We start from the raw sequence: 11,799 nt of genomic DNA on the forward strand, positions 1-11,799 counted from the left end.
AAACATAAGCAAATTATATGCCTGATATCGCGGGCTTTGCCTAGAGCGCGGTAACAATAAAAATCCGGAGGTTCTTATTGACTCCCGCGCACTTTGGCTAACAGCCGTGACACCACGGTGTTTACAGGCGGAACTCGTGACCCAGGTACACTTCCTTCACCAGTTCGTTGGCCAGGATAGTGGCTGAATCGCCTTCAGCGATCAGTTGGCCATCATTGACGATATACGCGGTTTCGCAGATATCGAGGGTCTCACGCACGTTGTGGTCGGTGATCAGTACGCCGATGCCCTTCGCCTTGAGGTGATGGATGATCTGCTTGATATCGCCGACCGAGATCGGGTCGACGCCGGCAAACGGTTCGTCCAGCAGGATGAACTTCGGCGCAGTGGCCAGGGCGCGGGCGATTTCCACACGACGGCGCTCACCACCGGACAAGCTCATGCCGAGGTTGTCGCGGATGTGGTTGATGTGGAATTCCTGCAGCAGGCTTTCCAGCTCCTGGCGACGGCCGTCACGGTCGAGTTCCTTGCGGGTCTCGAGGATCGCCATGATGTTGTCGGCGACCGACAGTTTGCGGAAGATCGACGCTTCCTGCGGAAGATAGCCGATACCGGCGCGTGCACGGCCGTGCATCGGCTGGTGGCTCACGTCCAGGTCGTCGATCAGTACACGACCCTGATCCGCCTGGACCAGGCCGACGATCATATAGAAGCAGGTCGTCTTGCCGGCGCCGTTGGGGCCGAGCAAGCCGACGATCTGGCCGCTGTCGATCGACAGGCTGACGTCACGCACGACCTGACGGCTTTTGTAGGCCTTGGCCAGATGCTGGGCTTTCAGGGTTGCCATTACTCGGCCTTCTTCTTCGGCTGGATAACCATGTCGATACGTGGACGTGGCGCAGTCACCTTGGAGCCATTGGCGCGGCCGGCGTTGGCGATCTGCTTCACGGTGTCGTAGGTGATTTTCTCGCCTTCCGTGGAGTTGCCGTCCGGGCTGAGCACCTTGGCCTGGTCGATCAGGACAATGCGGTTCTGCTGGGCGTGGTACTGGATGGTCTTGCCGTAGCCCTTCATCGGGCCGGTGTCGGTTGGCGACTGCTTCTGTTCGAAGTAAGCCAGGTTGCCCACCGAGGTCACCACGTCAATGTCGCCATTGGCGGTGCGAGTCAGGGTCACCGTATTGCCGGTGATCTTCATCGAACCCTGGGTGATGATTACGCCGCCGGTGTAGGTGGCGACGCCTTGCTTGTCGTCCAGTTGCGCATCGTCAGCCGAAATGTGGATCGGTTGCTGGCTATCGTTCGGCAGAGCCCAGGCGCTCACGCTTCCCAGTGCTGCGCCCAGACTGAGCAAAATAGGGAGAGTTTTAACGAGCCTCATACTGTCCTCTTACGTTCGATAGCAGGTGTATCCTGCTTTCTTTCAAATACGCTTTCATTCCCTTGCCAGTCGATACCCCGCCAGCGCCGTCGATTCTAACGTCTTGCTCGGTCTGCGCATATTGCTTCTGCGGGAATACGGTCATGCGACTGCTGGTAATCACGGTGTCACGGTTTTTATCATCGGTGCGCGCAACGCGTACCGAGTCGATCAGTTCCACCTCGGTGCCGTCCGGGTTGACCTCGCCACGCTTGCTGGTGACGTGCCACGGAAACTCGGTGCCGCGGTAGATGTTCATGTCCGGGTTGGTCAGCAGGGTCACTTCGCTGGTCTTCAAGTGCTCGACCTTGTCCGAAGTGATCTCGTACTGCACCTTGCCGTCCGGTAGATACTGGATGCTGTAGGCATTGGTGGCGTAATAGTCGATAGCGCCTTCGTCAACCTGCGCGACAGGCTGGTCGAGAAAGCGCTCCGGGCTGATATTCCAGTAGCCCACCGCCAGGAACAGCGCGGCGATGACCCCGAATAACAGGAAGTTGCGAATCTTTTTGCTCAGCATAAAACGCTCTATAGGTAGGCGGCGTGAGCCGCTTCAAGGCTGCCTTGGGCACGCAGGATCAGCTCGCAGAACTCGCGGGCGGCACCTTCACCGCCGCGGGCGGTGGTGATGCCGTGGGCGTGCTCGCGAACGAACGCCGCCGCATTGGCGACGGCCATGCCCAGGCCGACCCGACGGATCACCGGCAGGTCAGGCAAGTCGTCGCCCAAGTAAGCGACCTGCTCATAGCTTAGGTTGAGTTGGCCAAGAAGCTCGTCCAGGACCACCAGTTTATCCTCGCGGCCCTGATACAGGTGAGGAATCCCCAGGTTTTGTGCGCGACGTTCCACAACGGGAGTTTTTCTGCCGCTGATAATTGCCGTTTGCACGCCCGCCGCCATCAGCATCTTGATGCCTTGGCCGTCGAGGGTGTTGAAGGTCTTGAATTCGCTGCCATCTTCGAGGAAATACAGGCGGCCGTCGGTCAGCACGCCGTCCACGTCGAAAATCGCCAATTTGATGTGTTTGCCACGTTGCAGCAGGTCGCTGGTCATTTACATCACTCCCGCACGCAGCAAGTCGTGCATGTTCAGGGCGCCGATTGGGCAGTCGTTGCTATCAACGACCACCAGCGCACCGATCTTGTGGTCTTCCATGATTTTCAAGGCTTCGGCCGCCAGCATCTCGGGGCGGGCAGTCTTGCCGTGGGGTGTCATCACGGCGTCGATGGTGGCCGTGTGGATGTCGATCGTGCGGTCCAGGGTGCGGCGCAGGTCGCCGTCGGTGAAGACGCCGGCCAGTTTGCCGTCGGTTTCCAGGATCACCGTCATGCCCAGGCCCTTGCGGGTCATTTCCATCAGCGCGTCCTTCAGCAGTGTGCCGCGCTGGACGTGGGGCAATTCATCGCCCGAATGCATGACGTTTTCCACTTTCAGCAGCAGGCGACGGCCCAGGGCGCCGCCAGGGTGGGAAAACGCGAAGTCTTCTGCAGTAAAACCGCGGGCTTCCAGCAACGCCACGGCCAGGGCATCGCCCATGACCAGTGCGGCGGTGGTGGACGAGGTCGGCGCCAGGTTCAGCGGGCAGGCTTCGTGGGCCACGTGAACATTGAGGTTCACTTCTGCCGCCTTGGCCAGCGTCGAATCGGGGTTGCCGGTGATGCTGATCATCTGGATGCCCAGGCGCTTGATAAGCGGCAGCAGGGTCACGATCTCGTTGGTGGTGCCCGAGTTGGACAATGCCAGGATAATGTCATCCTTGGTAATCATGCCCATGTCGCCGTGGCTGGCTTCGGCCGGGTGTACGAAAAAGGCGGTGGTCCCGGTGCTGGCCAGGGTGGCGGCAATCTTGTTGCCGACATGGCCGGATTTGCCCATGCCGACTACGACAACGCGGCCTTTGCTGGCCAGAATCATCTCGCAAGCGCGTACGAAATCCGCGTCGATATGGGCCAGCAAGCCTTCTACGGCTTCAAGCTCAAGGCGGATGGTGCGTTGTGCGGATTGAATAAGGTCGCTGGATTGGCTCATGTCTGAAATCGTATAGCCTGACGAAAAGTCGGCGATTATAGCGGCAATGCGCAATTCCCTCACGCAAGTTCGTCAGGGTTTATTCGCAATGCCCGTGAGATTCATCCCAAGCAACGATTTTTCCCTGTCCTCTGTCTGAACAAGCGCGGTTCCGGCCTTGGGCGCGTTGTACCAGCAGTGATATAGTTCGCCGCCAGTTCGGTCCGCCCAGCCCATGTGGCTAACTATTGCACGAGCGTTGCAAACGTTTGGCGCAAACATGGTGTCTGAGTGAAAGGCTGCATCCCAAGGAGTTTAGATGAGTGCCGATAACGCCTACGCGGTCGAGCTGAAGGGCCTTACCTTCAAGCGCGGGACGCGCAGCATCTTCAATAACGTCGATATCCGCATTCCCCGCGGCAAGGTCACGGGCATCATGGGGCCTTCCGGTTGCGGCAAGACCACCCTGCTGCGCCTGATGGGCATGCAATTGCGCCCGACTGCCGGCGAAGTGTGGGTCAATGGCCAGAACCTGCCGACGTTGTCGCGCAGCGATCTGTTCGATGCACGCAAGCACATGGGTGTGCTGTTCCAGAGCGGTGCGCTGTTCACCGATCTCGATGTTTTCGAAAACGTAGCCTTCCCGCTGCGGGTGCATACCCAGCTGTCCGATGAAATGATTCGTGACATCGTGTTGCTGAAACTGCAGGCCGTAGGGCTGCGTGGTGCCATCGACCTGATGCCCGATGAGCTGTCCGGCGGCATGAAACGCCGTGTGGCGCTGGCCCGTGCCATTGCCCTCGACCCGCAGATTCTCATGTACGACGAGCCGTTCGTGGGCCAGGACCCGATCGCCATGGGCGTGCTGGTGCGCCTGATCCGCCTGCTCAACGATGCGCTGGGCATTACCAGTATCGTGGTTTCCCACGACCTGGCAGAAACCGCGAGCATTGCCGACTACCTTTATGTGGTCGGCGATGGCCAGGTGCTGGGGCAGGGCACGCCTGAAGAGCTGATGAACGCCGATAACCCGCGCATTCGCCAATTCATGACGGGCGACCCCGATGGCCCGGTGCCTTTCCATTTTCCGGCAGCGGACTACCGCTCAGATCTTCTGGGGAAGCGTTGATGCGCAAGACTTCACTTATCGAGAAGGTCCGCCTTTTCGGTCGCTCCGGCATCGACATCATCGAAGTGCTCGGCCGTTCGACGATTTTCCTGTTCCACGCCTTGCTGGGCCGTGGCGGCATTGGCGGCGGTTTTGGCCTGCTGCTCAAGCAACTGCACGCGGTGGGCGTGATGTCCCTGGTGATCATCGTGGTCTCCGGGGTCTTTATCGGCATGGTGCTGGCGCTGCAGGGCTTCAATATCCTCTCAAGCTACGGTTCGGAGCAGGCGGTCGGGCAGATGGTTGCCCTGACGCTGCTGCGTGAACTGGGGCCGGTGGTCACCGCCTTGCTGTTTGCCGGACGCGCAGGTTCTGCGCTGACCGCCGAGATCGGCAACATGAAGTCCACCGAGCAGCTGTCCAGCCTGGAAATGATCGGCGTGGACCCGCTCAAGTACATTGTTGCCCCGCGCCTGTGGGCCGGTTTCATTTCCCTGCCACTGCTGGCGATGATCTTCAGCGTGGTCGGTATCTGGGGCGGTTCGTGGGTAGCGGTGGACTGGCTGGGGGTCTACGACGGCTCCTACTGGGCCAACATGCAAAACAGCGTGACCTTCAGCGGTGACGTGCTCAATGGCATCATAAAGAGCATCGTCTTCGCCTTTGTAGTGACCTGGATCGCCGTATTCCAAGGCTACGACTGTGAGCCCACCTCAGAAGGGATCAGTCGCGCCACCACCAAGACCGTTGTGTACGCCTCGCTGGCGGTACTGGGCCTTGACTTCATTTTGACCGCCTTGATGTTTGGAGATTTCTGATGCAAAACCGCACTGTGGAAATCGGTGTCGGCCTTTTCTTGCTGGCTGGCATCCTGGCTTTACTGTTGCTGGCCCTGCGAGTCAGCGGCCTTTCGGCCAGCCCGACCGCCGATACTTATAAACTTTACGCGTACTTCGACAATATCGCCGGTTTGACTGTCAGAGCTAAAGTGACCATGGCCGGTGTCACCATCGGCAAGGTCACGGCAATCGATCTGGATCGCGACAGCTTCACCGGTCGAGTGACGATGCAGCTGGACAAGAAGGTAGATAATCTGCCGACTGACTCCACGGCATCTATCCTCACTGCGGGTCTGCTGGGCGAGAAGTACATCGGTATCAGCGTGGGCGGGGAAACAGCCCTGCTCAAGGATGGCTCGACCATCCACGACACGCAGTCGTCGCTGGTGCTTGAGGACCTGATCGGTAAATTCCTGCTCAATACGGTCAATAAAGACGCCAAATGAGGAATCTGTTCATGATCTCTACCTTGCGACGTGGCCTGCTGGTACTGCTTGCAGCGTTGCCGCTGATGGCCAACGCGGCAGGTTCTGCGCACGAGCTGGTGCAGGACACGACCAACAAGATGTTGGCTGACCTGACGGCCAACAAAGAACAATACAAGCAAGACCCGAGCAAGTTCTACGACGCGCTGAACACCATTGTCGGCCCGGTGGTCGATGCCGAAGGCATTTCTCGCAGCATCATGACGGTCAAGTATTCGCGCAAGGCCACGCCTGCACAGATGCAGACCTTCCAGGAAAACTTCAAGAAAGGCCTGTTCCAGTTCTACGGCAACGCCTTGCTTGAGTACAACAACCAGGGCATTACCGTGGCGCCGCCAGGTGATGAGTCGGGCGATCGCACCAGCGTCAACATGACCGTCAAGGGCACCAACGGCGCGGTCTACCCTGTGCAGTACACCCTGGAGAAGATCAACGGCGAGTGGAAACTGCGCAACGTGATCATCAACGGCATCAACATCGGCAAGCTGTTCCGTGACCAGTTCGCCGACGCCATGCAGCGCAATGGCAACGACCTGGACAAGACCATCAATGGTTGGGCCGGTGAAGTCGCCAAGGCCAAGGAAGAAACCGACAAGCAAGCTGCCGGGAAACCTGCGCAATGACCGAATCGGCCGTTCGTCTCGGCGATGCCGGCGAGTTGTTCATCAGTGGCGTGCTGGACTATCGCTCCGGGCCGGGCCTGCGCAAGCAGGGCCAGGCTCTAATCAATGGCAGCAGCGCACCTGCGCTGGTGGTGGATTGCTCGCAAGTGACCAAATCCAGCAGCGTGGGTTTGTCCTTGCTGCTGTGCTTCATGCGTGATGCCGAGGCGGCCAATAAAACGGTGAGCATCCGCGCCATGCCCGAAGACATGCGCGAAATTGCCGAGGTTTCCGGCCTGACCGAGCTGTTGGCACATCCTTAATACACATTATTAGAGAAGCCCCCCGTCAGAGTCCTGCTATGCGGGGTTCGCAGGCGCGGGGCTTTTTTGTATGATGTGCGACCCGTGCGCACTGGGCGCCGATAGAGGTTGAGCATGCAGGCCCTAGAAGTTAAGAGCTTTCTTGAAGGAAAGCTGCCGGAAACGACCGTAGAAGTTGAAGGCGAAGGCTGCAACTTCCAGCTGAACGTGATTAGCGATGAACTGGCGGCACTGAGCCCGGTCAAGCGTCAGCAGCAGATCTATGCCCATTTGAACCCGTGGATCACCGATGGCAGCATCCATGCGGTCACTATGAAATTTTTCAGCCGCGCGGCCTGGGCCGAGCGCACCTGAGCCCCCAAGGCGTCGAGATTCTTATGGATAAATTGATTATTACCGGCGGTGCCCGCCTTGACGGCGAAATCCGTATTTCCGGTGCAAAAAACTCCGCCTTGCCGATCCTGGCAGCGACCCTGCTGTGCGATGGCCCGGTGACCGTGGCCAACCTGCCGCACCTGCACGACATCACCACCATGATCGAGCTGTTCGGTCGCATGGGCATCGAGCCTGTGATCGACGAGAAACTCTCGGTCGAAATCGACCCGCGCACCATCAAGACCCTGATCGCACCGTACGAACTGGTGAAAACCATGCGTGCGTCGATCCTGGTACTGGGCCCGATGGTTGCCCGTTTCGGCGAAGCCGAAGTCGCACTGCCTGGCGGTTGCGCCATTGGCTCGCGTCCGGTGGACCTGCACATCCGTGGTCTTGAAGCCATGGGCGCAGTGATCGACGTCGAAGGCGGCTACATCAAGGCCAAGGCGCCGGAAGGCGGCCTGCGTGGCGCCAACTTCTTCTTTGATACCGTCAGCGTGACCGGTACCGAGAACATCATGATGGCCGCTGCCCTGGCCAAGGGCCGCAGCGTCCTGCAAAACGCCGCGCGCGAGCCGGAAGTGGTCGACCTGGCCAACTTCCTGAACGCCATGGGCGCCAAGGTTTCCGGCGCTGGCACCGACACCATCACCATTGATGGTGTCGAGCGTCTGCACACCGCGACCTACAAGGTCATGCCCGACCGTATCGAGACCGGCACCTACCTGGTTGCCGCTGCCGTCACCGGTGGCCGCGTCAAGGTCAAGGACACCGATCCGACCATCCTGGAAGCGGTCCTCGAAAAACTGCGTGAAGCTGGCGCAGACATCACCACCGGCGAAGACTGGATCGAACTGAACATGCACGGCAAGCGGCCAAAAGCCGTGAACGTGCGTACCGCTCCGTACCCGGCGTTCCCGACCGACATGCAAGCGCAGTTCATCTCCCTGAACGCGATTGCCGAAGGCACCGGTGCCGTGATCGAGACCATCTTCGAAAACCGCTTCATGCACGTGTACGAACTGCACCGCATGGGCGCGAAGATCCAGGTCGAGGGCAACACGGCCATCGTCACCGGTATCGACAAGCTCAAGGGCGCGCCAGTCATGGCCACCGACCTGCGTGCTTCGGCCAGCCTGGTGATTTCGGCACTGTGCGCCGACGGCGACACCCTGATCGACCGCATCTACCACATCGACCGTGGCTACGAGTGCATCGAAGAAAAACTGCAGATGCTCGGCGCGAAAATCCGCCGCGTACCGGGCTAGTTCCCGAGGCTGCATTGCTGGTGAGGGGGCTTGCTCTCTCACCACAGGATTTGTTTCAAATCGAGGCTGTCATGGCCTCGATCTGTGTCCGGCGCCGTTTGCGACCGGACCGCAATAGCCTGATGAAGGACTGACGTTTCCCATGTTGACCATCGCACTGTCCAAGGGCCGCATCCTTGACGACACTTTGCCGCTTCTGGCTGAAGCGGGCATCGTGCCGACCGAGAATCCGGACAAGAGCCGCAAGCTGATCATCCCCACGACCCAGGACGACGTTCGCCTGTTGATCGTGCGGGCTACCGACGTGCCGACCTACGTTGAACATGGCGCGGCCGACCTCGGTGTCGCCGGTAAGGACGTGCTGATGGAATACGGCGGTCAGGGCCTGTACGAGCCCCTGGACCTGCGTATCGCCCTGTGCAAGTTGATGACCGCCGGCCGTGTCGGTGACGTCGAGCCAAAAGGCCGCCTGCGCGTGGCCACCAAGTTCGTCAACGTCGCCAAGCGCTACTACGCCGAGCAAGGCCGCCAGGTCGATATCATCAAGCTCTACGGCTCGATGGAGCTGGCGCCGCTGATCGGCCTGGCCGACAAGATCATCGACGTGGTCGACACCGGCAACACCCTGCGTGCCAACGGTCTTGAACCGCAAGAATTCATTGCCGACATCAGCTCCCGCCTGATCGTCAACAAAGCATCGATGAAGATGCAGCACGCCCGTATCCAGGCGTTGATCGACACCCTGCGCAAGGCAGTGGAGTCGCGACACCGCGGTTGACTTACCCGCGTAGCTGAAAGGCTACGCCCGTCTATCCGCCTCATAGCCAGAATTCTCAGGTGCCCAAGCGGAAACGACTGCTAGTTTAGGGCGCCTGAGTTTTTGCCAATTCTATTGAGGCCCTCGCTATGACCACGTCCACTGCAATTGCCCGACTCAACGCTGCCGACCCGGATTTCGCCCATCATCTGGATCATCTGCTGAGCTGGGAAAGCGTGTCCGACGAGTCGGTCAACGGGCGAGTACTCGACATCATCAAGGCCGTGCGCGAGCGCGGTGATGCGGCGCTGGTGGATTTCACCCGCCAGTTCGACGGCCTGGATGTGGCGTCCATGGCCGACCTGATCCTGCCCCGCGAACGCCTGGAACTGGCCTTGACGCGCATCACCGCGCCGCAGCGCGAAGCGCTGGAAGTGGCGGCGACACGGGTGCGCAGCTACCACGAAAAGCAGAAGCAGGATTCCTGGAGCTACACCGAGGCCGACGGCACCGTGCTGGGCCAGAAGGTCACGCCGCTGGACCGCGCCGGCCTGTACGTGCCGGGCGGCAAGGCGTCGTACCCCTCGTCGGTACTGATGAACGCGATTCCGGCGAAAGTGGCCGGCGTGACCGAAGTGGTCATGGTCGTGCCGACCCCGCGCGGTGAAATCAACGAGCTGGTGCTGGCCGCTGCGTGCATCGCCGGTGTCGACCGTGTGTTCACCATCGGCGGCGCCCAGGCTGTTGCCGCTCTGGCCTATGGCACCGAAAGCGTGCCGAAAGTGGACAAGGTAGTCGGCCCCGGCAACATCTACGTCGCCACCGCCAAGCGCCATGTGTTTGGCCAGGTCGGTATCGACATGATTGCCGGCCCCTCGGAAATCCTCGTGGTGTGCGACGGCCAGACCGACCCGGACTGGATCGCCATGGACCTGTTCTCCCAGGCCGAGCATGACGAAGACGCCCAGGCGATCCTGGTCAGCCCGGACGCCGCGTTCCTCGATAAGGTCGCCGCCAGCATCGACAAGCTGCTGCCAACCATGGAGCGTGCCGAAATCATCGAGAAGTCGATCAACGGCCGTGGTGCGTTGATCCTGGTGCGTGACATGGAACAAGCCATTGAAGTGGCCAACCGCATCGCGCCGGAGCACTTGGAGCTGTCGGTGGCCGACCCGCAAGCGTGGCTGCCATCGATCCGCCATGCCGGTGCGATCTTCATGGGCCGCCATACCAGCGAAGCCCTGGGCGACTACTGCGCAGGCCCCAACCACGTGCTGCCGACCTCTGGCACCGCACGCTTTTCGTCGCCGCTGGGGGTGTATGACTTCCAGAAGCGTTCGTCGATCATCTTCTGCTCGCCACAAGGCGCGTCCGAGCTGGGCAAGACTGCCTCGGTGCTGGCCCGTGGCGAATCGCTGAGCGCACACGCACGTAGCGCCGAATACCGCATCGTCAAGGGAGAGTGAGGCATGAGCAAATTCTGGAGCCCTTTCGTCAAGGACCTCGTGCCTTACGTGCCGGGTGAACAACCGAAGCTGACCAAGCTGGTCAAGCTCAACACCAATGAAAACCCCTACGGCCCCTCGCCCAAGGCGTTGGCGGCGATGCAGGCCGAGTTGAACGACAACCTGCGCCTGTACCCGGACCCCAACAGCGACCTGCTCAAGCAGGCGGTGGCCAAGTACTACGGGGTGGATGCGGGCAAAGTGTTCCTCGGCAACGGTTCCGACGAAGTCCTCGCGCACATCTTCCACGGCCTGTTCCAGCACGATTTGCCGCTGTTGTTCCCGGACATCAGCTACAGCTTCTATCCGGTGTACTGCGGCCTGTATGGCATCCAGTCCGACCCGGTGCCGCTGGACGAACAGTTCCAGATCCGCGTGGCGGACTACGCGAAGCCGAACGGCGGGATCATCTTCCCCAACCCGAACGCGCCGACTGGCTGCGTGCTGGCGCTGGACGCCGTGGAGCAGATCCTCAAGGCCAGCCCGGATTCGGTGGTGGTGGTCGATGAAGCCTATATCGACTTCGGCGGCGAAACCGCCATCAGCCTGGTGGACCGTTACCCGAACCTGCTGGTGACGCAGACCCTGTCCAAATCGCGCTCACTGGCCGGTTTGCGTGTAGGCCTGGCCGTGGGCCACCCGGACCTGATCGAGGCGCTGGAGCGCGTCAAGAACAGCTTCAACTCCTATCCACTGGATCGCCTGGCGATTGTCGGCGCGGCGGCGGCGTTTGAAGACCGTGAGTACTTCGAGAAGACGTGCCAGCTGGTGATCGACAGTCGCAACACGGTGGTCGCGCAACTGGAAGGGAAGGGTTTTGAAGTGTTGCCGTCGGCGGCCAACTTCATCTTTGCCCGTCACCCCAAGCACGACGCTGCCGGCCTGGCGGCCAAGTTGCGTGAGCAGGGTGTGATCGTGCGGCACTTCAAGCAGGAGCGGATTGCCCAGTTCCTGCGGATCAGCATTGGTACGCCGGAGCAGAACCAGGCTTTGATTGATGGGCTAGGCGATCTCTAAGCCACACTGAAGATCAAAAATGTGGGAGGGGCTTGTGTGGGAGCGGGCTTGCTCGCGAATGCGGTGTATCAGTCAAACATCTATTGACTGACAC

Annotated in this window: 15 protein-coding genes; 10 read left to right on the forward strand and 5 right to left on the reverse strand. The window is 60.3% G+C overall.

Going from position 1 to position 11,799, the window contains the following annotated elements; genetic code table 11:
* Positions 1-121: 121 nt before the first annotated feature.
* From lptB to NUV89_RS10985, 5 genes are read right to left on the reverse strand one after another with little or no spacing between them, the layout of a single operon-like run.
* Positions 122-847 (reverse strand): LPS export ABC transporter ATP-binding protein, encoded by a 726-nt coding sequence (gene lptB / locus NUV89_RS10965; RefSeq protein ID WP_004372092.1) that lies wholly within the window; start codon positions 845-847, stop codon positions 122-124.
* Entirely contained in the window at positions 847-1,380 is a 534-nt protein-coding gene (gene lptA, locus NUV89_RS10970; RefSeq protein WP_257781305.1) for a lipopolysaccharide transport periplasmic protein LptA, read from the reverse strand. Before lptA ends, lptB begins: the two co-directional genes overlap by 1 nt.
* A complete protein-coding gene (gene lptC, locus NUV89_RS10975) occupies positions 1,367-1,939 on the reverse strand; it encodes an LPS export ABC transporter periplasmic protein LptC (protein ID WP_124527464.1) in 573 nt (190 codons plus the stop codon). The genes lptA and lptC overlap by 14 nt, the downstream gene beginning before the upstream one ends.
* Positions 1,940-1,947: 8 nt before the next feature.
* Positions 1,948-2,472, reverse strand: coding sequence for an HAD family hydrolase (locus NUV89_RS10980; RefSeq protein ID WP_017738753.1), 525 nt, complete (start codon positions 2,470-2,472; stop codon positions 1,948-1,950).
* Positions 2,473-3,447 carry a KpsF/GutQ family sugar-phosphate isomerase gene (locus tag NUV89_RS10985; RefSeq protein ID WP_257781306.1) on the reverse strand — a complete coding sequence of 325 codons (975 nt, stop codon included), beginning with the start codon at positions 3,445-3,447 and terminating at the stop codon, positions 2,473-2,475.
* Positions 3,448-3,745: 298 nt separating this feature from the next.
* Between NUV89_RS10985 and NUV89_RS10990 the strand changes: the two genes are divergently transcribed.
* The 10 genes from NUV89_RS10990 (at position 3,746) to hisC (ending at position 11,705) form a co-directional block, all read left to right on the forward strand.
* A complete protein-coding gene (locus NUV89_RS10990) occupies positions 3,746-4,555 on the forward strand; it encodes an ATP-binding cassette domain-containing protein (protein WP_017738751.1) in 810 nt (269 codons plus the stop codon).
* Positions 4,555-5,352 carry a lipid asymmetry maintenance ABC transporter permease subunit MlaE gene (gene mlaE / locus NUV89_RS10995; protein WP_207040056.1) on the forward strand — a complete coding sequence of 266 codons (798 nt, stop codon included), beginning with the start codon at positions 4,555-4,557 and terminating at the stop codon, positions 5,350-5,352. The genes NUV89_RS10990 and mlaE overlap by 1 nt, the downstream gene beginning before the upstream one ends.
* Positions 5,352-5,819 carry an outer membrane lipid asymmetry maintenance protein MlaD gene (gene mlaD / locus NUV89_RS11000; RefSeq protein WP_017845975.1) on the forward strand — a complete coding sequence of 156 codons (468 nt, stop codon included), beginning with the start codon at positions 5,352-5,354 and terminating at the stop codon, positions 5,817-5,819. Before mlaE ends, mlaD begins: the two co-directional genes overlap by 1 nt.
* An 11-nt stretch (positions 5,820-5,830) precedes the next feature.
* A complete protein-coding gene (locus tag NUV89_RS11005) occupies positions 5,831-6,481 on the forward strand; it encodes a phospholipid-binding protein MlaC (protein WP_257781307.1) in 651 nt (216 codons plus the stop codon).
* Positions 6,478-6,783, forward strand: coding sequence for a lipid asymmetry maintenance protein MlaB (locus NUV89_RS11010; protein WP_207040054.1), 306 nt, complete (start codon positions 6,478-6,480; stop codon positions 6,781-6,783). Before NUV89_RS11005 ends, NUV89_RS11010 begins: the two co-directional genes overlap by 4 nt.
* A gap of 114 nt (positions 6,784-6,897) precedes the next feature.
* Entirely contained in the window at positions 6,898-7,137 is a 240-nt protein-coding gene (locus tag NUV89_RS11015) for a BolA family protein (RefSeq protein WP_003188597.1), read from the forward strand.
* Positions 7,138-7,160: 23 nt separating this feature from the next.
* Positions 7,161-8,426: a UDP-N-acetylglucosamine 1-carboxyvinyltransferase gene (murA, locus tag NUV89_RS11020; protein ID WP_207040053.1), complete on the forward strand. Its 1,266-nt coding sequence runs from the start codon at positions 7,161-7,163 to the stop codon at positions 8,424-8,426.
* 142 nt (positions 8,427-8,568) lie between these two features.
* Positions 8,569-9,204 carry an ATP phosphoribosyltransferase gene (gene hisG / locus NUV89_RS11025; protein ID WP_010213102.1) on the forward strand — a complete coding sequence of 212 codons (636 nt, stop codon included), beginning with the start codon at positions 8,569-8,571 and terminating at the stop codon, positions 9,202-9,204.
* A 128-nt stretch (positions 9,205-9,332) separates the two neighbouring features.
* Positions 9,333-10,649, forward strand: coding sequence for a histidinol dehydrogenase (gene hisD / locus NUV89_RS11030; RefSeq protein WP_257781308.1), 1,317 nt, complete (start codon positions 9,333-9,335; stop codon positions 10,647-10,649).
* A 3-nt stretch (positions 10,650-10,652) separates the two neighbouring features.
* Complete coding sequence (gene hisC, locus NUV89_RS11035; RefSeq protein WP_257781309.1) at positions 10,653-11,705, forward strand: histidinol-phosphate transaminase; 1,053 nt, start codon at positions 10,653-10,655, stop codon at positions 11,703-11,705.
* Positions 11,706-11,799 lie beyond the last annotated feature (94 nt).

Source organism: Pseudomonas sp. 18.1.10 (assembly GCF_024655625.1).
Lineage (GTDB): Bacteria > Pseudomonadota > Gammaproteobacteria > Pseudomonadales > Pseudomonadaceae > Aquipseudomonas.